Here is a 24,748-nt window from a genome sequence, read left to right on the forward strand (position 1 = left end):
GGAATTCGGCGGCCGGCAAAGGGTTGTTTAAGGTTCTTTCTTTTACTATTGTTTCGGCATTGCTAAAATCGTTGCCGGGGCCGTTTGAGGCGAGGAACCAGAGTACGATTGAGATGGCGAGGATGATTTTTCCGGCGCCGAACACGAAGGCCTTGGTTTTTTCGATCACGTTGATGGCGACGTTTTTGAGCAGCGGCAATTTGTAGTTCGGCATTTCGACAATGAAATATGTTTTGCCTTTTATTTTCAGGATTTTATTAAGCACATAAGCAGAGAAAATAGCCATTCCGAACCCGATAAGATAAAGCAGCATCAAAGTCAGGCCCTGCATGTTGAGGATTCCGAAAAGGCGTGTGTCAGGAATGACCAGCGCGATGATGATGGCGTAGACGGGCAGTCTGGCGGAGCAGGTGGTGAAAGGTGTGACGAGGATGGTGATCAGGCGTTCTTTCCAGTTTTCGATGTTTCTGGTGGCCATGATTGCAGGAATGGCGCAGGCTGTCCCGGAAATCAGCGGTACGACGCTTTTGCCGGACAGGCCGAATTTTCGCATGATTTTATCCATCAAAAACACGACGCGGCTCATGTAACCGCTTTCTTCGAGTAGCGAAATGAATAGGAAAAGGAATGCAATTTGTGGTATAAAAATCAAGATTCCGCCGATGCCGGGGATGATTCCCTGTGAAATTAAATTGGTTAATACGCCGGGCGGAAGGATGTCGTTTGCGGCGATGCTCAATGAGGCGAAAGTGCGGTCAATGAAATCCATCGGCACTTTTGACCATTCAAAAATGGATTGAAAAATTACGAAAAGTATGATAAAGAAGATGACGTAGCCCCAAATTTTATGGGTCAGGACACGGTCAAGTTTGCTGCGGAAATCTTTGGCTACGCTGCTGTCTATTTGCATTCCTTCTTTGAGTACGTCGTTGATGAACTGGTAGCGTTTAATGGTTTCTTTTTGCTGTAAACGTTTTAAATCAGAATGCGATTTGGTGAACGAGGAACGAATTTCGTTTCGGTCGAGGTTCAGGAAATTGACGTCTTGGGTGATGACCAGCCACAATTTATACAACAGTTGGTTGGGAAATGTTTTGCGGAGGTTGTTGAAATATTCTTGGTCAATACTTGAGGCATTGAGGCAGGGTTCTGTGGAAATCGATTTGTAATCGACCATCATTTTTTTTAGTTCATCAATTCCGTAACCTTTTCGGGAGCTAATCAGCGCAATCTTTGTTTTAAGATGGTTTTCGAGATAACTTATGTTTAAAGAAATTCCTTTGAATTTCATCCTGTCGGCCATGTTGATGACAAGGATGGTTGGAATTTCTAAATCTTTTATTTGTGTGAAAAGAAGTAAGTTTCGTTTTAGGTTTTCGACATCGGTGACGACCAATGCGACGTCGGGATAAAGTTTGTCTTTTTTGTTGAGCAAAAGTTCGATAACGACATTCTCGTCGATTGAACTTGCGTTGAGGCTGTATGTTCCGGGTAAATCGAGGATGTTGGCTTTGATATTATTTGGCAATTTGCAAAAACCAATCTTTTTTTCGACGGTAATGCCAGGATAGTTTCCAACCTGTTGGTTTAAACCGGTCAACTGGTTAAAAACCGAAGTCTTGCCCGTGTTTGGATTTCCAATTAAAGCGACGTTGATGTTTTCGTTGCGCATCATAAGTCGGTTTTGATTATTTCAACTTCGATTTCGCGGGCAGTTTCAATTCTAATGGCGACATGCGAACCATTTATATTAAGATAGAGCGGGTCTCCGAACGGGGCAATTTGAAGTAATTCAACTAAATTTCCGGGCAGGCAACCCATTTCGAGTAATTTTAAGGGAACGATATCAATATCAAAATCCTTGATAATCGCTTTCTCGCCTTTTTTGAGAGAATATATGGTAGTTTGCAAAGCTTATTTAGATTGAATTCAGATTGCGAAAATACAAACAAATGTTGAATTATGAATGTTGAATTGTGAATGATTTAGCTACTGACCATTGTTGAATTGTGAATGATTTGCTATACAAAATGGTTAGTTATCCTTTTGTGACAGCCAGTTGATATCGGCAATCAATCGTTGGATTTCTTCTTTTTTTGTTCCGTCGTAAAAACCACGAACACGTCTTTTTGTATCTACCAAAACAAAGTTTTCGGTGTGCACCATATCATATAGTTCAGATGGTTTTCCCAGTTTCACCGCTAAATAGGACTTTCGTGCCATAGTGTAGATTGCTTTTTTGTCGCCGGTGACGAGGTTCCATTTGTTGTCATTGACACCGTTTTTTATCGCGTAAGCTTTCAAAACGGGAATGCTGTCGATTTCGGGAGTGACGGTATGTGAGAGCAGCATTACCTTTGGATCGTTGGCAATGGCGGCTTGTACTTCGACTAAATTGGTAGTCATCTTTGGGCAAATGGAGCCGCAGGTGGTGAAGAAGAAATCGGCAACATAAATTTTACCTTCATAATCTTTTTGGGTGATGGTTTTTCCGTTTTGATTGGTAAACGAAAAATCGGCAATTGTATGGTATTTACTGATATACTGTACTGTGCTGTCAACCATCTCGGGATTTACGTCGGACGGATTATAGATGGGTAATGATTTTTTTGGGCTCAAAGCCGAGTAAAACAAAGTGACAATAATTACCGAAAGGAGCGCCATTACTATAAAAAAGGGACGGTATTTTTTGAAGAATCCCAGCATAATTATTTTTGATGCAAAAATAAGAAAATGAAGTATGTTTTAATTTAAATTAACAGAACGTTATTTTTACCAGAATTTTATATTAGATATAACTATTAATTATATTTTTGTCGACAATAATTAAAATATTGAAAAAAGATGAAAATGCAATTTTATAAACAACTTCTTTTTGTAATTCCTGCAATTGTGGGGTTTACAGAATCTCAGGCACAAAAAGGCCCTGTGAAAACAGAGCCGGGCATCAATGTTTCTTTTATGGACAAAAAAGTGAAGCCGAGCGATGATTTTTTCAGATTCGTAAACGGCGCGTGGCTTGACAAAACGGCAATCCCGAGTGACAAAACCCGTTGGGGAAGTTTTGATGAATTGCGTCAAAATACGGATAAAGATGCACTGGCTATCTTAAAAGACGCTGCCAAAAATCCAAAATATGGTTCAAATACAGATCAGGGGAAAGCCATAAATATGTATAAATCGGCGATGGATACAATAGCGAGAAACAAACACGGCATTGATCCTATACGTCCTTATTTAGCAAAAATCGATGCGGTTAAAAGCATGGCAGACTTGCAAAAACTGATGATGAGAGAAGAAGCTAAAGGCGGAGGCGTTGGATTCTTTGGTGTTGGAATTGGAGCAGATGACAAAAATAGCAACCGAAATGTGGTGAGTCTTGGACCTGGAGGATTAGGGTTGCCTGATAGAGATTACTATGTTTCTGACGATAAAGACTCTAAAGAAAAAAGAGCAAAATATGTCCTTCATGTTGCAAGAATGTTGCAGTTCTTGGGAGAAAAGTCGGATCAGGCGAAATCAAACGCCGATAAAATATTAGCTTTAGAAACAGCAATGTCAAGTCCAAGATTGGACAGAGTAGAAAGAAGAGATGCCAGAAAGCAATACAATCCAACAGCCATTTCTGATTTACAGAAAATGGTTCCTGCTATTGATTGGAATACATATTTAGTAGAAGTTGGATTTAAAAAACTCGATACTGTTATCGTAAGCCAGCCTCGTTATATGGCAGCTTTACAAAAAATCTTTACTGATAATAAAGTAGAAGACTGGAAAGAATACATGCGTTGGATGTTGTTAAGAGGTTCTGCTTCCACTTTATCAACAGATATTGAAATGGCAAACTGGGAATTTTACGGAAAAACATTAACCGGAGCATTGAAACAAAGACCACGTCATGAAAAAGCACTGCAGGTGGTAAATGGTACTGTTGGAGAAGCTTTAGGGAAATTGTATGTTGAAAAAATGTTTCCTGCTGAAGCAAAAGGCAAAGCTGCAAGAATGATTAAAAATGTCATTAGAGCTTATGAAAACAGAATTAACAACTTAGCATGGATGTCAGCCGAAACTAAAATAAAAGCTATTCAAAAACTAAATGGTTTAACAATCAAAATTGGATATCCTGACAAATGGAAAGATTATTCTACTATAACGATTAAAAGTCCGGACGAAGGCGGAAGCTTTTTTGAAAACGGAAGAAACGTAGCGGAGTGGAATTGGAAAAAGGATTTAGAAAAACAAGGGAAACCGGTAGACAAAACCGAATGGGGAATGTCGCCTCAAACCGTGAATGCATACTACAATCCATCATATAATGAGATTGTTTTTCCGGCAGCAATTTTGCAACCTCCTTTTTACAATTATAAAGCAGATGAAGCTGTTAATTATGGTGGAATTGGTGCTGTTATAGGACACGAAATTTCTCATGGATTTGATGATGAAGGTGCAAGATATAATGCAGAAGGAAATCTTGTAGATTGGTGGACTGAAGGAGATTTGACGCAGTTTACAGCATTAGGAACAGCCTTGGCAGATCAATATTCAGCTTTAGAGCCTTTACCTGGAACTCATGTTGACGGGAAATTTACTTTAGGTGAAAACATTGGAGATTTAGGTGGAATTAACGCGGCTTATGATGGTTTACAGTTATACTTAAAAGAAAATGGAAATCCGGGACTAATTGATGGATATACACCAGAACAACGTTTGTTCATTTCATGGGCAACTATTTGGAGAAGCAAAATGCGTGACGAAGCTTTGAAAAATCAGGTAAAAACAGATCCGCACTCACCGGGAATGTACAGAGCTTATGTACCGTTGTTAAACTTAGATACGTTCTATAGCGCGTTTGATATTAAACAAGGTGACGGAATGTATGTTGAGCCAAACAAAAGGGTAAAAATTTGGTAATCAAATTCAAATTATAAATAAAAACCTCAAGTTAATCTTGAGGTTTTTTTATACTTTTTATTAGACCAGCAATACTAACGATTGTCCAAATGCCTTCAAGTATAATAAATGGCCAAAACATAATCAGTATGGAAGCGTAACAGGAAATGGCACCACCGATAATATTTAAGGAATAAAATAATATCCCGTCTTTTCTAATCAGGTAAAAAATATTCAGGAAGTAAGCAACGAGAACCATTCCAACACCAATCGTTCCTATGATATCATTCACATTCATAAGCGTGTATTTTGAAATTTATACTTTAAAACGGTTTCAATTTTATCACTTAAAACAGTTTTCCCAACTGAGATTTTTGTTTGGTCAAATTCAGGTAAAGCTAAATGTAGTTCCAAAGCTTTTTGGGTGTAATATATTTTCCGTGCAGGATGAAAGGGTGCAACAGCGTTGAAAGTTTCGCCGAAACAATTTTGTTCAATTATCGTTTGGATGATTCCGATACAATCAGTTTGATGAATTAAATTAATTGCAGCTTCCGAATTTTCTAAATTTTTTCGTCCCGCCAAAAAATGTATTGGATGGCGGTCGTCGCCTATTAATCCGCCAAAACGAATGACAGTAGTTTTGAAAGATGCATTGCTTTGTAAAAGGTTTTCGACTTCCAACAACTGTTTTCCGCTTTCAGATTCAGGATGTGGTTTTGTTGCTTCTGTGATTATCGAATTGTTATCGGCATAAACCGAAGTCGAGCTGATAAAAACAACCTTTTCAATCTTTGATTTTTCGATAAACGGAATCAGATTCTGAATTTTTTTGACAAAATTTTCGCTTGAAACACTTCGCAATTTTGGTGGAATATCAATAATCAGAAATTCTGAAGTTGTAAGGAATGAATTCATTTCTCCTTTGATTTGGAGTTCCGAAACTTCAATCTGAAAAGCCTTGATTCCGCTATTTTCCAAAATAGAAATTTTCTCCAAAGAAGTTGTCGATCCTTTAACGGAAAATCCTTTTTCCAACAATGACTTTGCTAGAGGCAAACCCAACCAGCCACAACCTAAAATGGAGATTTGCTTCATCGTTTTAAGCTGTCAGCAGCAATCGTTAAACTATCTCTTTGGGCTGAATGTCTAATAAAAGTTGGTTTTTTTTCAGTAACTTTTGGTGATGGTTTTATTTTCTGTTTGATAACCACCGCATCGTTCAAAACAAAAGGCGTTGGAATCATTCCATGTTTTCTTTGGGTCATTTTCAGCAACCGATTTGCCAACAAATCAAAGGAACTTTCTACTAAATCTAAATCGAGTTTTTGTGAATTTGAAATGGAGAATTCCAATTCCAACGGAACATTATCTACTACATAATACGTCAACAATTTACCCGATGTTTTCGAAGCAATATTGCTTTTAAAATCTATCGATTGTACACCATTGGCTTTTAAATTATGGATTTGAGTATTGTTATTTACAAAAATATCATAACGATTTACAGCTCGGTTGGGCGTGATTTTTATTCTGTACAAATGCTGATTTCCTTTAACAGTATCGCGAAGAAATTCAATAGTTGGTTTCGGAATAGCTGACATTGGTGCATTAGCCATAAAGGTATATTGAGAGCCGTATTTGCTATACAATTTATCAGAATTTAAAGCTGTTGTTGCTTTTGGGTTTTCACCTAAATAGCTTTTCGTCCACTCATCAGGATTGGTATCATATGTTGCCCAATTTGCTTTGTTTGAATCGACATCTAAAATATAAACCAAACTATTTGGTTTTGCTTTTTCATTGGTATAACCCGAACTTTGATGCGCTTTGACAAAGAATCCAATCGAAACCAAAATGAAAACTACGGCCCAAATTCCTTTCTTGAAAAACGAACCAAAAATGGGTAACAATAAAGTAAAACTCAAAACCGTTAAAACAGCACTTCCAGCCAAAATTTTTAATCCCAAACCAATCGGAAACATTTGAATAAACGGCACTAAAATTATCAGTGTTGGAATAGCCAAAAGACAGTTTAAAAACCAGCTCGACTTTTGCGTAAGCACATAAAATCCAAGCATCAATGAACTCGCAATAACCGGAATAATCAAAAATCCGGCGCCTTGTAGTTTAAATGCAATTCCAAGATTGATAAGCAACCAGATAAATAATGGTGCCACCATTTGGCTCATTTCCGGATTTCGTCTGCCGTCGTTATGATAAAACAAAAAGCAAATTGCGATAGTCAAACTAACAAAAGCGTAAATGTAATCGTGACCGTTATAAGTAAATCCTTGAAGAATGTCATTGTATCGCGGATAAAAATTCAGCAACAACTTCCACCCTACATATGTAACTAAACCTGCTGTAAAAAGCGAGCCAATAAGCGGAACAAATCCTTTGATGATTTCGTCCAAACGTAATGCGCGTTTTCCCAAACCAATAAATACAAATAGAAAAAATAGTCCAAAAGCTATAATAAGCATCGGAAAAATCCACCCAAAAGGATAACTCACAAAACCCAAAGGAACATTGAAATAAACGTTGTTATCAGTCGAATTAAAATCGGTCAAATCTGCATTCGAAAAATAATTCAACAACGGGAACAAATAACTTCCCTGATGTGCCAACGTTTTCGGGTCAAGATTTTCAAATTTATCTTGTGCCGTATGATAATTAAAATGACTGTCGATAAATGCAAAATTGAATCCCTGAATTTTCCCCTGTTCCCTAAAAACAGTCAAATCGGTATCGTTTGGTAACATTTTATAAATGCTGTACATCAACGAATTTGAAACAGGATATTTCACATTTCCAGCCTTGAACGCATCAACCATTTTGGCATTTCCGTCGTTGGTTTCCATGAGCATATAGCTTGGCCCTGAACTTCCGCGCGCTTCAAAATTCAAAACCAAACCAACTTCTTTGGCTAGTTTATGTTGCGTCACAAAAAGCGCTGCACCATTCAAGCCTAATTCCTCGGCATCGGTAAACAGGATAATGATGTCGTTTTTATGCAGTGTTTTATTATGCAGAAAAGCACGAATACCTTCCAATATTGTAGCAACGCCAGATGCATCATCGCTTGCGCCTTTGGAGAATGAATGCGGAGCAGAATCATAGTGTGAAAGTAGTAGTAATGCCTTAGTATTTTTAGAGCCTTTTATCTTGGCAATGATATTTTTTGCCTTTACCAAAGTTCCTTTTTCGGTCATTGTAAAGCCTTCCTGAATCGAAGTTTCTAAATCCAATTCCTGCAGTTCTTTTTGGAGATAGCCGGCAATAACTTCGTGGTTTGTGGAACCCACAAAATGAGGTTTTTTCGAAATTTCCTTTACGATTGTCAAAGCTCTTTTTGTAGAAAACGCTGAAAGTGGAGCTTCTGTTTTGTCATAACCTTGTGGCATCATAAAGAAGAAAATACAAAATAGCAGCGCCACAAGCACCAAGAGGGAATAAATGGAAGTATTATTTTTTCTCATTAAAATAAAATTAATGTTCTTTTTTTACTAACATATAAAAATCGTTATCCAAAAAGCGATAACCTTGGTCATACACAAAATAATAAGTGTTGCCAGTTCCCGTATTTAGTATGTTGGTATAAAAATCAAAGTCAAAACCTTTACTTAACAGCTTGCTTTTGGTGGTTTTTGATTTCCCTTCAACATTTAGGTCAGACAAAATTCGGTAATTTTTGCGCAACTTATTGTTGATGTTACGCATATAATTGGTGCTGTCCTTGTTTATTTTGTTGTTATAAGCATTACGACAACCGTCGCTGCAGAACTTTTTATCCTCGCGACCTACAATTTTTTCACCACATTCTAAACAGGTTTTATTCATAATTACAGCAGTATAAATAGACTTTATTTCAACTTTTTTATTTGATACAAATCGTGTCTTCGGTCTTTTAGAATTCTGACACTTCCGTGTTCGTGAAGTTTTTTTAACAGGTCCAAATCGACATCAACAATTAAAGTCATCTCAGTATTTGGAGTTGCCTCAGCTTTTACTCCATTACTCGGAAATGCAAAATCGGATGGAGTAAAAACAGCTGTTTGCGCATATTGGATATCCATATTATTTACTTTTGGCAAATTCCCAACACAACCAGCAATGGCAACATAGCATTCGTTTTCTATAGCGCGAGCTTGGGCGCAAAGTTTTACTCGTGTGTAACCATTTTGCGTATCGGTAAGGAAAGGGACAAACAAAATCTCCATACCTTGATCAGACATTAACCGTGATAATTCGGGAAATTCTACATCGTAACAAATCATGATTCCGATTTTTCCACAATCGGTATCAAATGTTTTGATTTCCGATCCGCCTTTCATTCCCCAATACTGCACTTCATTTGGCGTAATATGGATTTTAGTATATATTTCAAATGTACCATCCCGTTTGCATAAATAACCTACGTTGTATAAAACCCCATTTTCGAGGTGAGGCATACTTCCTGTAATGATATTGATGTTATAGGAAATGGCAAATTCCAGAAATTTTTTTCGAATAGGCTCACTATAATTAGCAATCTCCCTTATTGCATCGGCTTCAGAAAGATGATTATAATCGGCCATTAGTGGCGCAATAAATAATTCCGGAAAAAGGGCAAAATCACTTCCATATCCGGATACCACATCGATAAAAAATTCTGATTGTTCAAAAAGAGCTTCCAAATTGGCTAACGGTCGCATTTGCCATTGGACTAAGCCAATTCGAATGACCGTTTTTCTGATATTTATTAGTTTAGGGCTTTTGTCATAATAAATATTATTCCATTCTAATAAGACTGCGTATTCTTTGGAGTTTTTGTCGCCCTCAAGATAATTTTGCATCACTTTTATAACGTGAAAATCATTGCTCAATTGAAAAGAAAGCACGGGATCGTATATTTCTTTCTGACGTACTTTGTCAATATATATTTTCGGTGAAATCTCCTTGTGGTGTTTAGTATAATTTGGAATTCTTCCTGCAAATACAATTGCCTTAAGATTTAATTGTTCACACAATTCTTTACGCGTATCATACAATCGTCTTCCAAGTCGCAACCCTCTGTATTTTGGATGAATAAAGACGTCAATACCATACAACACATCACCCAAAGGATCGTGAGTAGAAAAGGTATTATTACCGGTGATTTCCGCATAATTGTGTTTTTTATTCGCGGTGTCTTCATCTACGATTAATGAAAGTGCAGAACCTACAACTTTATCATCGACTACAATCACCAATTGCCCTTCAGGAAAAATAGACAACAGTTTTTGTATATCACGTTCTTTCCAATAGGAGTTTTCCAATTCGCTGTAAGCTTCCATCATTGAATTTTTCAATTCCTTGTAATCTTCAATGCGTAAATTTCGGAGTTCAACCTTATTTATTTCTGTTTGCATAAAATGCTAATTTTGATAAAGGTATATAAATAATATCCATTTACAAACGGTTACAAACAACTACAGCCGAAAGTAAATGGTTAATTACCGAATAATTTTTGACAGTCGCCACAACTTTGCCTCGTCGGAAATGAGAAACCGAAAACTCACAACCGACAACGGAAAACAAAAAATAACAATAACATTAAATTTTAAACGCCATGAATGCAATGAAAAACAAAGTACAGTTAATTGGAAACGTAGGACAAGAACCAGAAATCAAAACGTTTGACGGAGGTAAAAAAGTAGCCAACATCACCATCGCTACAAATGAGTATTACACTAATGACAAAGGGGAAAAAGTTGAAGATACGCAATGGCACAAAGTATCAGCTTGGGGCAAAGTAGCCGACATCATGGAAAAGTATGTAACCAAAGGCAAGGAAATCGCCATCGAAGGAAAACTTACACACAGAAGTTATGACGACAAAGATGGTAACAAACGTTACGTTACAGAAGTAGTTGCCAATGATATTCTTTTGTTGGGGAAATAATAATTTCAAATACCACTGGCAAGCGGCAAAGTGAAAATTTTGCCGCTTTTTTATTTAAAGTAAAATGGCTAACACATCAGAGAGTTTTTCGAGCGTTCTAAAATTAGGATGATCTACTGTATGACTGATTTTTTCGTGTTCCCAGGTAGTGTGAAAAGGAATATGTACAGCATAACCACCAATTCCTAATACAGGCAAAATATCCGATTTCAAGGAATTTCCAATCATGAAAAACTCTTTTGGCTCAATCTCCAATCGCTTTAATAGTTTCTCGTAATTCACTTCCTGTTTATCCGCCATCACTTCAATATGGTGAAAATACGGACCAAGTCCAGAGTCGTGAAGTTTTCTTTGCTGGTCTTTCAAATCGCCTTTGGTCGCTACGATTAATTTATATTTTCCCTGAAGTGATTTTAGTGTTTCTTCTACACCATCTAAAAGTTCGATTGGTCTTTGCAATAAATCTTTTCCTAATTCAATAATTTTCCCAATAACTTCAATAGACAATGTGTTATTAGAGATATTCATTGCAGCTTCAATCATTGACAGCGTGTAGCCTTTAATTCCATAACCGTATAAATCTAAATTGCCAATTTCAGTCTTAAATAATTCTTGAGATAAGCTATGATGCGATAAATAATTTCCCATCAAAGCGCAGAATTTTTGTTCCGTTTCCTGGAAATAAGGTTCATTGACAAACAAAGTGTCATCAGCGTCAAAGGCAATTACTTTAAGATTCATAAATTATAATTAATTTTTAAATTCCATTATCACATATTGTTTGGATTCATCACTGTAATATCCAACATATGCTTTGTTATCATTCGAAAAAAAAGTAGGCAATCTTAGATTTGAATAACCATTAAAATAGTGGCCAATGCTATTGCTCGAATAAGTGTTAACCTTTTCAGCTTGTAATTGAAAATCTTTTGAGAATAAGGAATTTACAGAAATGGTATTTCTACTGGATATATAATTATAATATAATCTGGTAGAACCACTAAATAAAAGATAAGCTGTTTCTGAAATTAAACCGCCGATAGCACCACCGCTAATTCCCGGATAAAAACCACCTCTGTTTTCCGGATCCGGATTACTTTTTTGAATTCTTCTTGAAACGCCACCAAAAGAAACTAAATTTTTATCTTTATAGCTATAGCACGTTATCCCAACACTGTATTTTGAAAGCGTATTTATAAATTGATTTGTATTCACAATATTTTTTTCCGTATCAGGATTGACCCATTCGCAGTTAAAACCGGAGCTTTTAAAATTAATTTCATTATTTAGATTAGCATGTAGTTCTTTTACGGTACTTCCATCTAATTTTTTTATGTCTACCGATAAATCATTCGGTGAAACAGAAATTTGATATAAGTTATTTTCAAATAAGAACGAGTTGGTATTTGTGGTGGTAATACCTTTTGGTTTGGCAATTTTTATTCCTTCAAAGTTAAAATCCTTGAGATTTATTTTAAGCAGTTGTGTTGATAACGGACTATTATCAAAAGATAAAACCAATTCATCATCAGTAAAATAAGCCTTTCTTTTTTTGGAACAAATTGTAATTGAATTTGGAAATGTGGAATCTATATTCTGTAGTTCAAATGAAGATTCAAAAGAACCAAATTCCTCAGCAAACAAATCATAAATAGTGGCGCTTTGATTACTTGAATTATTAAAAATAATCTTTTCCGTATTTATTGTTTTTAGCGTTAATTCATTATTATTTGAAAAACAATATAAGCGTAAAGCACTTGAATTGTTTATTACTGTTAGGCAGTAAAAATTGCTGTTATTAGAAAATGTTTGTAAAACAGTTTCATTATTAAAATCCAGATTTTTTGATGTCAACAATGTATTTTTTGTAGTGAAATCAATATTCTGAAAAGTAAACTTTTTGCCGTTTTTTGATGTCCAAATCAAATTTATACTGGAATCATTTGTAGTAAATCCTACAATATTATCCGGTTTATCATCAGTAATTGAAGTTGTCAGCGTATTAATCAAATTGAACTTTTTGTCATAATGTGATATTTTGACTTCTTTGGCATTTGCAATAAAAATATAAATTTCATTTTTTGATTTATCTACATAACTAAAGGAATTCCCTTTTTTTATGATAAAAGGAAGAGAGGTCATATAGTTTTGTGAATAAACGATACAAGTCAATAAAAGAAGGAGATAGGAAAAAGTTTTTTTCATTAAAGATTACTTTAGGGTGTTAATTTAAGTAAAAAACTCCTTCACGAAGAAGGAGCCTTTGTTTTTTATACGGTTTAAATTGATTTTTAACTTATTAAAGCCCCATTATCAACGCCGTCACCATCAGGATTTACAAAAATCAATTTGCCTTCAGCATTACTGGTCATCAAAATCATGCCTTCACTCTCTACACCACGCAATGCTCTTGGTGCCAAATTGATTAAAACCGTTACGCGTTTTCCAATAACTTCTTCAAGTGAAAAATGTTCCGCAATTCCCGAAACTATGGTTCTCACATCCAAACCAGTATCCACCTTCAATACTAAAAGCTTGTTTGCTTTTGGCATTTTTTCGGCTTCGACAATAGTTCCGACGCGCAAATCCAGTTTGGCAAAATCCTCAAAAGTTGTGGTTGGTTTTTGATGCTCGGTTACTTTATTTCCCATCGCATTTGATGTTTTAGTGGCTTCTAGTTTGTCAATTTGTTTTTGGATTTCAGCATCTTCAATTTGGGCAAATAAAATTTGTGCTTCCCCAATTTGATGACCGGCAGGAAGTAAGTCAGATGTTTCTGAAACCGAATTCCAACTAAGGTTCTTACTCTTTAAAATGGTTTTCAATTTATTTGATGTAAACGGTAAAAACGGTTCGCATAAAACCTGTAAAGCTGTAGCAATCTGAAGTGCCACATACATTTGGGTTTGCACTCGTTCCGGATTGGTCTTAACCATTTTCCATGGTTCTTCGTCTGCCAGGTATTTATTCCCAAGTCGGGCAACATTCATTAATTCAACTTGCGCTTCCCTGAACCTGTATCTTTCAATCGAGCTTGAAATCACAGCCGGATAGGCTTTTAATTCAGCTAAGGTTTGAATATCAATTCCACTAAATTCGGCTGGACTTGGAACAATTCCGTCGTAATATTTATTGGTTAAAACCACAACACGATTAATGAAATTCCCGAAAACCGCAGCCAATTCGTTATTATTTCTCGCCTGAAAATCTTTCCAGGTAAAGTCATTATCTTTTGTTTCTGGGGCATTCGCAGTTAAAGCATAACGTAAAACGTCCTGTTTATCCGGGAAATCCAGTAAGTATTCGTGCAGCCAAACTGCCCAATTTTTGGAAGTTGACAATTTATTTCCTTCCAAATTCAAAAACTCATTTGCCGGAACATTATCTGGCAAAATAAAACTTCCTTCCGCTTTTAGCATCGCCGGAAAAATGATGCAGTGAAAAACAATATTGTCTTTTCCTATGAAGTGAACCAATTTAGTATCTTCTTTTTTCCAATAATCTTCCCAATTTTTTCCTTCTCGTGCTGCCCATTCCTTGGTTGCAGAAATATATCCGATCGGTGCATCAAACCATACGTATAATTTTTTGCCTTCGGCACCAATAACAGGAACGTCTATTCCCCAATCTAAATCACGTGTCACAGCACGAGGTTTTAATCCGTCATCCAACCACGATTTTACCTGACCAAGCACATTTACTTTCCAGTCTTTTGCATGGTCTACTAAAATCCATTTTGATAAAAAATCCTGATACCTATCCAATGGCAAAAACCAGTGCTTAGTTGACTTTAAAGTCGGAGTTTCACCGGTAATTGTTGATTTTGGATTAATCAAATCGGTAGCATTCAAAGTGGAGCCACATCGTTCGCATTGATCACCATAAGCTTCTGGATTGTCACATTTTGGGCATGTTCCGGTTACGAATCTGTCAGCAAGAAACTGATCCGCTTTGGCATCATACAATTGCTCGGTAACTTCTTCAATGAAGTCATTATTATCATATAATTTTCTAAAAAATTCCTGAGCAGTATCGTGATGAATTTTAGAGGATGTCCTCGAATAATTATCAAACGAAATTCTGAAATCTATAAACGACTGCCGAATAATTCCGTCGTATTTATCAATAACTTGCTGCGGTGTAATGCCTTCTTTCTTGGCTTTCATCGAAATAGCAACGCCATGTTCATCGCTTCCGCAGATAAACGCAACATCTTTCCCCTGCAATCTTAAATAACGGGCATATATGTCGGATGGCACATAAACGCCGGCTAAATGCCCAATATGAATCGGGCCATTAGTGTAAGGCAAAGCGGCTGTGATTGTATATCTTTTTGGATTTTCTAACATATGTATAATTAAAGATTCTGAATCTTCCGAATGTTCAGGACAGAATGAAGTGCAAAAATAAGTATTTTTAAGCCACGAATTCACGAATTAATTTTTGGATTTGTTTACTTTTGAAATGGCTATTTTTCAAACCAAAATGTATTAATGCGAACGTTTGTACTTTTACTATCTTTAATTTCAATTTCCTCTTATTCTCAAAAAAAGATGATTACACCACCATATCTTCAAAAAGGCGATACTGTTGCCATCGTTTCTACTGCAAGAAAAAATATTGATGACAATTTAAAACCAACTATTGATTTGCTTGAAGGCTGGGGATTGAACGTAAAAATAGGAAATACAATTGGGTTAGATTATTATCAATTAGCAGGAACGGAAGAACAACGCGCAGCAGATTTTCAGGAGCAAATGGATAACCCGAACATCAAAGCAATTTGGTGCGTTCGTGGCGGATATGGAACGGTGAAAATTATAGATAAATTGGATTTTACCAAATTTAAACAAAACCCAAAATGGATTGTTGGCTTTAGCGATGTAACCGTTTTACATAGTCATTTGAACCGAATAGGAATTGAGTCGTTACATGCAACAATGCCTGTTGCCATACCAAGAGCGACGGATGAAGCCAAAAATTCGTTGTGCGCTGCTTTGTTTGGCGACAAATTGCAATACACGCTAGACTGCGACGCTTTGAATCATTTGGGCAAAGCCAAAGGCGAATTGGTTGGTGGGAATCTTTCGATTTTATATAGTTTGTTAGGTTCTGAATCGGCGGTTAATTGCACGGATAAGATTCTTTTTATAGAAGATTTGGACGAATATTTATATCACGTAGACCGAATGATGACAAACTTAAAACGCAATGGATGTTTGCAAAGTTTGAAAGGAATAATTGTTGGCGCTATGACTGAAATGAAGGACAATGAAATTCCGTGGGGAAGAAATGCGTTGGAAATTATAGAAGATTCAGTGAAAGGGTTAAACATTCCGGTTATTTATAATTTTCCGGCCGGACATATCAGAGACAATCGCGCATTGATTTTCGGCAGACAGGTTTCTATGGAAGTGAATGCTAAGGAAAGCAAAGTGATTTTTGAGTAAATGGCAGAACACAATGAACTCGGTAAATTTGGGGAAGAATTGGCTGTAGAATTTCTACAGAAAAACGGCTATGACATTCTGGAAACCAATTGGACATTTCAGAAAGCCGAAATTGATATTATTGCCCAAAAAGGAAACATTCTGGCTGTTGTTGAAGTTAAAACACGATCGAGCATAGAGTTTGGATTGCCTCAGGATTTTGTAAAACCAAAGAAAATCCAATTGCTGGTCAAAGCCGTAAATGAGTACACAGTTTCTAATGATTTGGACGTTGAAATTCGCTTTGATATTGTTGCGATTTACAAAGAAGATAAAGCATATAAAATTGAGCATATTGAAGATGCTTTTTACCATTTTTAAAAAAAACCTTCTCGAAATTATTTTGCAATGTTATTTAAATAACTTTACGAAAAAAAAATCAATCCATGAAAAAGAACATTGTATTAACCGCATTGTTTTGTATAACCAATTTGTTAGCGCAAAATAAGGTAGCCCAAAAAGTATCCGAATTACAAGCTTTAAAAGCTAGTTTCACACCCATATCTGTTTTATCCACAACTCAAAATACTATTGACAGGGATGTCAACAAGGTTGTTGACGGAGCAACTTTAGCCACAATAAATCTTGAAAAAATCAAAGAAATTGTTGCTAATCAATATGGAGCTATTGAATTAGAAATTCCCTACCAAAATCAGAATATTGCTGTGCTTTTGTATAAAGTCAACCCCTTTCTGGAAGGTTTTCACGTTGATACTGACAAAGCTAAAAACATTAGCTATCAAAAAGGAGTCTACTATCGTGGAATAATAAAGGACGAGAACGCATCAGTTGCTGCTTTCAATTTTTTTAACGGTGAATTTAATGGTATTGTTTCAAGTTCATCATTTGGAAATATAGTTGTCGGAAAATTAGACAAAGCAAATAATCAGACAGATTATATTGTTTATTCTGATGCAAAAATGAAAGTGTTAAATGACTTTGATTGCCATACTAAGGAACAGGAAAGTGATAGCCAATCAAAGGGAAATTCGAATAGAAATGTTGCTAGTGACCGCTGCGCCTCAATGTATTTTGAAGTAGATAACAATCTGTTTGTTCAAAATGGAAGTGATATAGCCACAACAACCAATTGGATGACTTCGGTTTTTAATAATGTGCAGACCTTATACAATAATGATGGTATTTCAGTCGGTTTAAAATCAATGTTTATTTGGACTACTGATGACCCTTATGAGAGCGTTGGTACAACTTCCGGGGCATATTTAAATGCTTTCCATAATATTACTCCTGTATTTGATGGAGATGTTGGTCAACTTGTCGGTATTGATCCGGGTGGTTTGGGAGGAGTTGCCGTTGGAATCAACGGACTTTGTACTGAAAACAATTATTCCTATTCCGATGTGAATTTTAGCTATAACACCGTACCTACCTATTCTTGGACGATTCAGGTCATTACCCATGAGTTTGGTCATCTTTTAGGATCAAGACACACGCATGCTTGTGCTTGGAATGGAAACAACACGGCGATTGATGGATGTGGGCAACAAGCGGGATATACTGAAGGAACTTGTCCCACAGGACCAATTCCAGACACTGCGGTAAAAGGTACTATAATGAGTTATTGTCACTTAGTTTCGGGAGTTGGAATTAGTTTTACCAATGGCTTTGGACCACAACCGGCAGCAGCGATATTAACAGCGGTAAATAGCGCAACTTGTTTGAGTACGGATTGTTTGTCCAGTTGTCCGAATACAATTAGTGAAGTTACTGTTTTATCAATTACGCCAACCTCGGTAGCCTTCACATGGACAGACATCGGATCCTATTCATCATGGCAGGTCGCTGTTACGCCATTTTCGTCATCAGCAATCGTTTGGAATACAGTTACAACCAATAGTTATACTGCGACTGGATTAAGTCAAAACACCTATTACAAAATCAGGGTTAGACCAGCTTGTGTGGGATTTGAGCCAGCAGCAAGAACGCAAATAGTTGCTACAACATCAACTAATTTCTGTGCGAGTCTTCCATTTACAGATACAGGAGGCGCTACAGCTAATTATACCAACATGGAATCTTGGGTAAGAACAATGACACCTAACAATTCCGGTTTAAAATTAAAAGTTGCTTTCTCCAGTTTTAATTTGGAAAACAATTACGATTATTTATACATATACAATGGTTCAAATGAGTTTTATCCCGACTTAACTTCGGGCGGACTTACCGGAACTTCTAATCCGGGTATGTTTAACTCAACAGCTACAGATGGTTCACTAACATTTAAATTTTATTCAGATCAAGGCGTAGTTGCTGCTGGTTGGATAGCTACAATAACTTGTACAGGAACGTTAGGAATTGACAATACAAATTTCTTAGATTATAGTTATTATCCAAATCCAACTACCGGAAAAGTAACCATTAGCTCTAAAGATGCCATTACCGAAGTTGATGTTTATAATGTTCAGGGACAATTATTGTTTCACCAAAAGTTGAATGAATTAAACACTAACGTTGATATTTCTCAATTTACAGCGGGGACCTATTTTTTCAAACTTAAAATTAATGGCAAGGAAGCTAATTTCAAGATTTTGAAAATGTAAATTTTAGTTTAGAATGATATTAAAATCCGTCTAGTTTTAGACGGATTTTTTATTTACTGTTTCATCAATTCCATAAACTCCAATGCTTTGTTTATGGATTTAACATTTTCAAAAGTGAGTAGTAACCGCAAACCGTTTTTGGTTTCTTTCTCCTTCATTTTACAAATGTTTCCATGTTGCTGAACAAACTGCAACATTTGCCTGAATTGCTTTGAGTTGTAATAGGCGGATTGCTGATCACCCACAAAATAACCAATCAGCTTGCCTTGCTTCATAATGATTTTTTCAATTCCCATTTGCATCGCTATCCATTTGATCCGGATACTGTTTAAAAGTGATTTTGCCTCTTTTGGTAATGCCCCAAAACGGTCAATAAGTTTGGTTTCATAAGCTTGCAATCCGGCTTCATTTTTTATAGTTCCGAGTTCGTTATACAAATTCAGACGTTCCGTAATGTTGTTGATGTATTCATCAGGAAACAACAGTTCGAAGTCAGTATCAATTTGTAATTCTTTTACATATTCTTTGGTATCAACATCATTTCCGTCATCATACAAGTCTTTGAATTCATTTTCTTTCAATTCCTCAATGGCTTCGTTCATGATTTTTTGATAGGTTTCAAAACCTATTTCATTGATAAAACCACTTTGTTCTCCGCCTAGTAAATCGCCGGCGCCACGAATCTCCAAATCCTTCATTGCAATGTTGAAGCCGCTTCCCAGTTCACTGAATTGTTCCAAAGCCTGAATACGTTTCCTCGCATCATCAGTCATCACTGAATATGGTGGACAAATAAAATAACAGAATGCTTTTTTATTGCTTCGGCCAACACGTCCGCGCATTTGATGCAAATCGGATAAACCAAAATTATTCGCATTATTGATGAAAATTGTATTTGCGTTGGGCACATCCAAACCACTTTCGATAATGGTTGTGGCAACTAAAACATCGAATTCTCCATTCATAAAGCCGAGCATCAGTTCTTCCAATTTGTTACCTTCCATTTGACCGTGACCAATTCCAACTCGGGCATCGGGAACCAATCGCTGAATCATACCGGCAATTTCCTTAATGTTTTCGATTCGGTTATTGATAAAGAAAACCTGCCCGTTACGCTGAATTTCATATGAAACCGCATCGCGAATCAACTCTTCATTAAAACCAACAACCTGAGATTCGATTGGGTAACGGTTTGGCGGAGCGGTAGTTATTACAGATAAATCACGTGCTGCCATTAATGAAAACTGTAAAGTTCTTGGAATTGGAGTTGCTGTTAAAGTCAATGTATCAACATTGGCAGCGATGGTTTTCAGTTTGTCTTTTACGTTGACGCCAAATTTCTGCTCCTCGTCTACAATCAATAGGCCTAAATCTTTAAACACTACATTTTTGCTTACCAATTGATGTGTGCCAATCAAAATATCCAATTTTCCCGAAGCCAAATCTTCGATTGTTTTTGCTTTTTCTTTCGCTGTTCTGAAACGATTTAAATAGCCAATATTGACCGGCATATCTTTTAATCTTTCGGTAAATGTTCTGTAATGTTGGTATGCCAAAATTGTCGTTGGAACTAAAATGGCAACTTGTTTGCTATTATCCACAGCTTTGAAAGCCGCGCGAATAGCGACTTCTGTTTTCCCGAAACCTACATCTCCGCAAACCAATCTATCCATCGGACGGTCTTTTTCCATATCCGCTTTGACGTCTTGTGTAGCTGTAATTTGGTCTGGCGTATCTTCATAAATGAATGAACTTTCCAGTTCTTTTTGCAGATAACTGTCGGGAGCGCAGGCAAAACCTTTTTCCAAACGACGCTTCGCATAAAGCTGGATTAAGTTGAAAGCAATATGTTTTACACGCGCTTTTGTTTTTTGTTTTAGGGTTTTCCAGGCATTTGAACCGAGTTTGTAAATCTTTGGTGGCGTTCCGTCTTTTCCGCTGTATTTCGAAATTTTGTGTAGCGAATGAATGCTCACATACACAATGTCGTTATCGGCATAAGCCAACTTGATTGCTTCCTGAGTTTTGCCTTCAACCTGTATTTTCTGCAAACCGCCAAACTTTCCAATTCCGTGGTCAATATGGGTTACATAATCGCCAACAGCTAAGGAATTCAATTCTTTCAGCGTAAGCGGCTGCTTTTTGGAATACCCATTTTTGATGTTGAATTTGTGATAACGTTCAAAAATTTGATGGTCAGTATAACAGGCAACTTGATTTTCTTCGTCAATGAAACCTTGATACAACGAGGAAACGATTGTGTGATATTGCTTGCGGATGTTCTCGCTGTTTTCTTCATCAATACTTTCAAAAATATCATGAAACCGATTTGCCTGAGCCGCATTTGAACAGAACAAATAATTGGTGTAACCATTAAAATGATTGTCGCTCAAATTGTTTAGCAGCAAATCAAATTGCTTGTTAAAAGACGGTTGAGGTTGTATGTGAAATTCGAAAGATTTGATTGTTTTGAACAGCGGTTTGTTCGCTAACTCGATAATAGAAAAATCGGATGCTTTGCGTAAAAATCCTTCCTGATCAAGGAATAAATGCTTTGGCTCAGCATGTTTTACATCTTTGGAAAGTTTGTCAAAAGTTTCAATTGCTTTCGCGAAAAGTTTATCCAATTGCGAAGTTAGAAATTCAGTATTTTCAATACACAAAACGGTTTTATCACTTATATAATCTAAAAAACTTTCGCGGTTTTCCTGAACAAATTTGTTTTCCAGATTGGGTATAATGGTAATCTTGGTTTGTTTTTCTATCGAAAGTTGCGTTGCAACATCAAAGGTTCGGATGCTGTCGACTTCATTTCCAAAAAACTCAAGACGGTACGGATTATCATTTGAAAACGAAAACACATCCAGGATTCCGCCTCGAACGGAAAATTCGCCGGGTTCGGTAATGAAATCAACGCGCTTGAATTCGTATTCAAACAACACTTCGTTGATGAAATCGATGGAAACCGTTTCGCCAACGGAAACCTTTAAAGTATTTTTTTCAAGCTCCTTTCGGGTAACTACTTTTTCAAACAGCGCTTCGGGATAGGTAACAATTACGGCCGGTTTTTTACGCGAATTGATTCGGTTTAAAACCTCGGAGCGTAATAAAACATTGGCATTATCGGTTTCTTCAATTTGGTACGGTCGACGATAGGAACTTGGATAAAACAGTACATCATTGGCGCCAATCATCTGTTCCAAATCGTTTAAATAATACGCTGCTTCCTCTTTTTCGTTGAAAATTAACAGAAAAGGTTTGTCGCTTTGCTTAAAAATTGCTTGGAATACAAACGAGTAAGACGAGCCTAAAAGTCCTTTTAATTGTATTTTGGCTAAAGGATTTTCAAGTGCATTCGTAATTTGTTTGACTTTCGCCGAATGGAGATACCCGTTGTATAATGAAGTTAAACTCAAAATTTATTTTATAATTTTTGGTTCAGGATTTGTCGGGATAGCTCGGGCAGTATCTAACATTCGTCTCATATCACTTTCGCCATCTTCCATTTTAATTTCGCTTTTCCCTTTGATTTCGTTTAGTTGCCATTGCATGGAAGCCACGTCGCTATTAATTTCCTGCACTAACTGTACAATCTTTTTATCCGGGATCTGATTCAGGTGAATGTATAGGTTTATTGCATTGACTTTGGTTATAACAACCGCAATTCTGCTTTTTATTTCGGGCAAATTATATTTAATGGGAATATTGTTATTTAATTCAGCCGCTCGTTTAGAAAGTGTTTTGGCTTTTTGCTGAAAAGCGCCAATACTGCTTTTGGGCTTTTGACCCAACTCACTAAGGAATACGCGCCATTCTGCCCAATTGGTAGTCAATTCCTGGGAAGTTCCATTTATGGGTTGTGAGGTAAAGTTCCAACCGTTATTAATATTGGCAAATATGGCTTCCCTTTTCTGTGTTTCTTTTTCCTGTTCCAAGGCACGAACCTTTGGATCTTCCTGACAAGAAGAAAGGAATATTAAAAACAATAATAATGTCGAAAAAGATAATTTCATCGGAGGGATTAAAGGCACAAAGGTACAAAGGTAAAAGGAAACTATAGTAAGATGACGTTAAAGGGATTATAATTTTATTAAAAAGAAAACTGTCTTTTTGCAGAAGTCACTTTTCTTAAAAACGGTATCTTTGTTTTATAAAACCCCACTACATGAGCACAAAAATCTTAATAATTGGAGCCTGCGGCCAAATTGGAACTGAGCTGACGCAAAAGCTAAGAAGCATCTATGGTAATGACAATGTTATTGCTTCCGATATCAGAAAACTGAATAACGACATTGTTAATAATGGTATTTTTGAAGTTGTCAATGCTTTGGATTACAATCAAATTGAGCACTTGATAGAACAATACCAAATTACAGATGTTTATCTGATGGCTGCTTTGCTTTCGGCAACTGCAGAAAAGAATCCTGCTTTTGCCTGGGATTTGAATATGAATTCGTTGTTTCACGTTTTGAATCTGGCGAAAGCAAAAAAAATAAAAAAGATATTTTGGCCTTCGAGCATTGCCGTTTTTGGGCCTACAACTCCAAGAAATAACACACCGCAATACACCATTATGGAACCCACAACCGTTTACGGTATTAGTAAACAAACAGGTGAAAGATGGTGTGAATATTACCACAATATTTATGGTGTTGACGTGCGCAGTATTCGTTATCCCGGCTTGATTAGTTGGTCGACTGAACCTGGTGGCGGAACGACAGATTACGCGGTTGATATTTATCACAAGGCTTTGAAAGATGGGAAGTATGAATGTTTTCTTTCGGAAGAAACGGCTTTACCAATGATGTATATGGATGATGCGATTAGGGCTACTATAGAAATAATGCAGACATCGAGCGAGCAAATTAAGATTCGATCTTCCTATAATTTGTCGGGGATAAGTTTCACACCTGCAGAAATCGCTATGGATATTAAGAAGCACATTCCGGAATTTAGTATTTCTTACAAACCTGATTTCCGTCAGAAGATTGCGGATAGTTGGCCTGCATCTATAGATGATAGTTCGGCTAGAAAAGATTGGAATTGGGAACACAAATTTGATTTAGCATCGATGACTCGAGAAATGCTAACTCATTTAAAATAGAAAACGCTGCCTTTCCCAAGACAGCGTTTTCTTCTAAACAAAACAAAACATATTATTGAACAATAGGATCTCTTAGTGATTCTAAAACAGCAACTATATCAGTATAAAGTTGTGTATTGGCAGCAACACCATTTTCTACGGCAGCCGCTCCAACGTAACCTTCAAATTTAGTGTAGTTAGCATCAGTTGCTGTAGTACCCATTCTTGAATTTGTCATAGGATTGTGTGCTGTTACCATATCTAAACCGGAATAAGTGTTTACAGCATTAGTTCCTCCCGTGTTGAAGGAGAAAAAGTCGGTTAGATTATCTGATAATTCAGCCAAATTAGTAGTGTTACCTGCTTGAACTTCTGCTACGAGCGGCGCAAAATGTGCTCCTAAATTTCCTGAAGCATTAGAACTAATATCGGCAACAATTAAGCCTATCGTTCTATTTATTACTTTACGATAGCTTAAACGTCCTTGTTCGATCATTTGTCCGGCATTATCCGGATCGGAAACCAATGTTGTTCCTCCCAATCTTGCGTAGATTGAGGCTGGCGGAGCAGGATTATCATCTTTACTGCACGATGTAACAGTAAATGCTCCTAATACTAATGCACATAGTGCAAATTTTGAATACTTAGTCATAGTTAATATAACCCGTTGGGTGTAATTAAATAATTTGATTTTTAATATTGTTTATTGGTCTATCAAATATGAATTTATTGATATATTGAACCAAAGTTAATGCTGTTATTTTAGCTAAAATTCTTGTTTTAAATCCTTCAAAAGATT

General features: G+C 36.5%; 20 protein-coding genes and 1 pseudogene. 6 read left to right on the forward strand and 15 right to left on the reverse strand.

Features of this window, described 5'->3' with window-relative positions; genetic code table 11:
• From feoB to Q0Q99_RS09580, 3 genes are all read right to left on the reverse strand, one after another.
• Nucleotides 1-1,672: ferrous iron transport protein B (gene feoB, locus Q0Q99_RS09570; protein WP_293894894.1), on the reverse strand; the 1,672-nt coding region annotated here is incomplete at its 3' end.
• The gene (locus Q0Q99_RS09575; RefSeq protein WP_293894897.1) at nt 1,672-1,911 is read right to left on the reverse strand and encodes a FeoA family protein; all 240 of its coding nucleotides are present in this window, start codon (nt 1,909-1,911) and stop codon (nt 1,672-1,674) included. The genes Q0Q99_RS09575 and feoB, both read right to left, overlap by 1 nt.
• Nucleotides 1,912-2,034: 123 nt before the next feature.
• Nucleotides 2,035-2,706, reverse strand: coding sequence for an SCO family protein (locus Q0Q99_RS09580; protein ID WP_293894900.1), 672 nt, complete (start codon nt 2,704-2,706; stop codon nt 2,035-2,037).
• Between the two features lie 138 nt (nt 2,707-2,844).
• Here Q0Q99_RS09580 and Q0Q99_RS09585 point away from each other — a divergent pair, with 138 nt between their 5' ends.
• A complete protein-coding gene (locus tag Q0Q99_RS09585; RefSeq protein ID WP_293894903.1) occupies nt 2,845-4,911 on the forward strand; it encodes a M13 family metallopeptidase in 2,067 nt (688 codons plus the stop codon).
• Nucleotides 4,912-4,942: 31 nt separating this feature from the next.
• On the opposite strand, the gene Q0Q99_RS09590 is transcribed toward Q0Q99_RS09585, so the two are convergent.
• The 5 genes from Q0Q99_RS09590 to Q0Q99_RS09610 are packed head-to-tail and all read right to left on the reverse strand — an operon-like array spanning nt 4,943 to nt 10,283.
• Nucleotides 4,943-5,188, reverse strand: a complete 246-nt coding sequence (locus Q0Q99_RS09590; protein WP_293894906.1) for a hypothetical protein — start codon at nt 5,186-5,188, stop codon at nt 4,943-4,945.
• Nucleotides 5,185-5,988 carry an SDR family NAD(P)-dependent oxidoreductase gene (locus tag Q0Q99_RS09595; protein WP_293894909.1) on the reverse strand — a complete coding sequence of 268 codons (804 nt, stop codon included), beginning with the start codon at nt 5,986-5,988 and terminating at the stop codon, nt 5,185-5,187. Before Q0Q99_RS09595 ends, Q0Q99_RS09590 begins: the two co-directional genes overlap by 4 nt.
• Nucleotides 5,985-8,372 carry a M20/M25/M40 family metallo-hydrolase gene (locus tag Q0Q99_RS09600; RefSeq protein WP_293894912.1) on the reverse strand — a complete coding sequence of 796 codons (2,388 nt, stop codon included), beginning with the start codon at nt 8,370-8,372 and terminating at the stop codon, nt 5,985-5,987. The genes Q0Q99_RS09595 and Q0Q99_RS09600 overlap by 4 nt, the downstream gene beginning before the upstream one ends.
• Before the next feature lie 10 nt (nt 8,373-8,382).
• Entirely contained in the window at nt 8,383-8,733 is a 351-nt protein-coding gene (locus tag Q0Q99_RS09605; protein ID WP_293894915.1) for a hypothetical protein, read from the reverse strand.
• A 23-nt stretch (nt 8,734-8,756) separates the two neighbouring features.
• Nucleotides 8,757-10,283 (reverse strand): bifunctional GNAT family N-acetyltransferase/carbon-nitrogen hydrolase family protein, encoded by a 1,527-nt coding sequence (locus Q0Q99_RS09610; protein ID WP_293894918.1) that lies wholly within the window; start codon nt 10,281-10,283, stop codon nt 8,757-8,759.
• A 200-nt stretch (nt 10,284-10,483) separates the two neighbouring features.
• On the opposite strand from Q0Q99_RS09610, the gene Q0Q99_RS09615 reads away from it, so the two are divergent.
• Nucleotides 10,484-10,816, forward strand: a complete 333-nt coding sequence (locus Q0Q99_RS09615) for a single-stranded DNA-binding protein (RefSeq protein ID WP_293894921.1) — start codon at nt 10,484-10,486, stop codon at nt 10,814-10,816.
• Nucleotides 10,817-10,870: 54 nt separating this feature from the next.
• On the opposite strand, the gene Q0Q99_RS09620 is transcribed toward Q0Q99_RS09615, so the two are convergent.
• The 3 genes from Q0Q99_RS09620 to metG all read right to left on the reverse strand — a co-directional run bounded on the left by Q0Q99_RS09620 (nt 10,871) and on the right by metG (nt 15,165).
• Nucleotides 10,871-11,557 (reverse strand): HAD family hydrolase, encoded by a 687-nt coding sequence (locus tag Q0Q99_RS09620; protein WP_293894924.1) that lies wholly within the window; start codon nt 11,555-11,557, stop codon nt 10,871-10,873.
• Between the two features lie 9 nt (nt 11,558-11,566).
• Nucleotides 11,567-13,021 carry a hypothetical protein gene (locus tag Q0Q99_RS09625; protein WP_293894927.1) on the reverse strand — a complete coding sequence of 485 codons (1,455 nt, stop codon included), beginning with the start codon at nt 13,019-13,021 and terminating at the stop codon, nt 11,567-11,569.
• A gap of 86 nt (nt 13,022-13,107) precedes the next feature.
• Nucleotides 13,108-15,165, reverse strand: coding sequence for a methionine--tRNA ligase (metG, locus tag Q0Q99_RS09630; protein ID WP_293894950.1), 2,058 nt, complete (start codon nt 15,163-15,165; stop codon nt 13,108-13,110).
• A 204-nt stretch (nt 15,166-15,369) separates the two neighbouring features.
• Here metG and Q0Q99_RS09635 point away from each other — a divergent pair, with 204 nt between their 5' ends.
• The 3 genes from Q0Q99_RS09635 (at nt 15,370) to Q0Q99_RS09645 (ending at nt 18,866) form a co-directional block, all read left to right on the forward strand.
• The gene (locus Q0Q99_RS09635; RefSeq protein WP_293894929.1) at nt 15,370-16,266 is read left to right on the forward strand and encodes an LD-carboxypeptidase; all 897 of its coding nucleotides are present in this window, start codon (nt 15,370-15,372) and stop codon (nt 16,264-16,266) included.
• On the forward strand, nt 16,267-16,626 hold the full coding sequence (locus Q0Q99_RS09640) for a YraN family protein (RefSeq protein ID WP_293894932.1): 360 nt from the start codon (nt 16,267-16,269) through the stop codon (nt 16,624-16,626).
• 65 nt (nt 16,627-16,691) lie between these two features.
• Nucleotides 16,692-18,866, forward strand: coding sequence for a M12 family metallo-peptidase (locus Q0Q99_RS09645; RefSeq protein WP_293894935.1), 2,175 nt, complete (start codon nt 16,692-16,694; stop codon nt 18,864-18,866).
• A gap of 53 nt (nt 18,867-18,919) precedes the next feature.
• Here the strand turns inward: Q0Q99_RS09645 and mfd are convergent, their stop codons facing one another.
• Both mfd and Q0Q99_RS09655 read right to left on the reverse strand, forming a co-directional pair.
• The gene (gene mfd, locus Q0Q99_RS09650) at nt 18,920-22,282 is read right to left on the reverse strand and encodes a transcription-repair coupling factor (RefSeq protein WP_293894938.1); all 3,363 of its coding nucleotides are present in this window, start codon (nt 22,280-22,282) and stop codon (nt 18,920-18,922) included.
• A gap of 3 nt (nt 22,283-22,285) precedes the next feature.
• Entirely contained in the window at nt 22,286-22,879 is a 594-nt protein-coding gene (locus Q0Q99_RS09655; RefSeq protein ID WP_293894941.1) for a hypothetical protein, read from the reverse strand.
• Between the two features lie 152 nt (nt 22,880-23,031).
• Between Q0Q99_RS09655 and Q0Q99_RS09660 the strand changes: the two genes are divergently transcribed.
• Nucleotides 23,032-23,970, forward strand: coding sequence for an L-threonine 3-dehydrogenase (locus tag Q0Q99_RS09660; RefSeq protein WP_293894944.1), 939 nt, complete (start codon nt 23,032-23,034; stop codon nt 23,968-23,970).
• Between the two features lie 52 nt (nt 23,971-24,022).
• On the opposite strand, the gene Q0Q99_RS09665 is transcribed toward Q0Q99_RS09660, so the two are convergent.
• Nucleotides 24,023-24,601: a hypothetical protein gene (locus Q0Q99_RS09665; RefSeq protein ID WP_293894947.1), complete on the reverse strand. Its 579-nt coding sequence runs from the start codon at nt 24,599-24,601 to the stop codon at nt 24,023-24,025.
• A 25-nt stretch (nt 24,602-24,626) separates the two neighbouring features.
• A pseudogene (locus Q0Q99_RS09670) lies at nt 24,627-24,748 on the reverse strand (IS982 family transposase); the annotation flags it as partial.

Source organism: Flavobacterium sp. (assembly GCF_025352425.1).
In the GTDB taxonomy this organism is placed as follows: Bacteria; Bacteroidota; Bacteroidia; order Flavobacteriales; family Flavobacteriaceae; genus Flavobacterium.

Excerpts from the sequence above, each read along its gene's own strand:
- Q0Q99_RS09580 (WP_293894900.1), bottom strand. The coding sequence starts at position 2,706 with ATGCTGGGATTCTTCAAAAAATACCGTCCCTTTTTTATAGTAATGGCG.
- Q0Q99_RS09585 (WP_293894903.1), top strand. The coding sequence starts at position 2,845 with ATGAAAATGCAATTTTATAAACAACTTCTTTTTGTAATTCCTGCAATT.
- Q0Q99_RS09590 (WP_293894906.1), bottom strand. The coding sequence starts at position 5,188 with ATGAATGTGAATGATATCATAGGAACGATTGGTGTTGGAATGGTTCTC.
- Q0Q99_RS09595 (WP_293894909.1), bottom strand. The coding sequence starts at position 5,988 with ATGAAGCAAATCTCCATTTTAGGTTGTGGCTGGTTGGGTTTGCCTCTA.
- Q0Q99_RS09600 (WP_293894912.1), bottom strand. The coding sequence starts at position 8,372 with ATGAGAAAAAATAATACTTCCATTTATTCCCTCTTGGTGCTTGTGGCG.
- Q0Q99_RS09605 (WP_293894915.1), bottom strand. The coding sequence starts at position 8,733 with ATGAATAAAACCTGTTTAGAATGTGGTGAAAAAATTGTAGGTCGCGAG.
- Q0Q99_RS09610 (WP_293894918.1), bottom strand. The coding sequence starts at position 10,283 with ATGCAAACAGAAATAAATAAGGTTGAACTCCGAAATTTACGCATTGAA.
- Q0Q99_RS09615 (WP_293894921.1), top strand. The coding sequence starts at position 10,484 with ATGAATGCAATGAAAAACAAAGTACAGTTAATTGGAAACGTAGGACAA.
- Q0Q99_RS09620 (WP_293894924.1), bottom strand. The coding sequence starts at position 11,557 with ATGAATCTTAAAGTAATTGCCTTTGACGCTGATGACACTTTGTTTGTC.
- Q0Q99_RS09625 (WP_293894927.1), bottom strand. The coding sequence starts at position 13,021 with ATGAAAAAAACTTTTTCCTATCTCCTTCTTTTATTGACTTGTATCGTT.
- metG (WP_293894950.1), bottom strand. The coding sequence starts at position 15,165 with ATGTTAGAAAATCCAAAAAGATATACAATCACAGCCGCTTTGCCTTAC.
- Q0Q99_RS09635 (WP_293894929.1), top strand. The coding sequence starts at position 15,370 with ATGATTACACCACCATATCTTCAAAAAGGCGATACTGTTGCCATCGTT.
- Q0Q99_RS09640 (WP_293894932.1), top strand. The coding sequence starts at position 16,267 with ATGGCAGAACACAATGAACTCGGTAAATTTGGGGAAGAATTGGCTGTA.
- Q0Q99_RS09645 (WP_293894935.1), top strand. The coding sequence starts at position 16,692 with ATGAAAAAGAACATTGTATTAACCGCATTGTTTTGTATAACCAATTTG.
- Q0Q99_RS09655 (WP_293894941.1), bottom strand. The coding sequence starts at position 22,879 with ATGAAATTATCTTTTTCGACATTATTATTGTTTTTAATATTCCTTTCT.
- Q0Q99_RS09660 (WP_293894944.1), top strand. The coding sequence starts at position 23,032 with ATGAGCACAAAAATCTTAATAATTGGAGCCTGCGGCCAAATTGGAACT.
- Q0Q99_RS09665 (WP_293894947.1), bottom strand. The coding sequence starts at position 24,601 with ATGACTAAGTATTCAAAATTTGCACTATGTGCATTAGTATTAGGAGCA.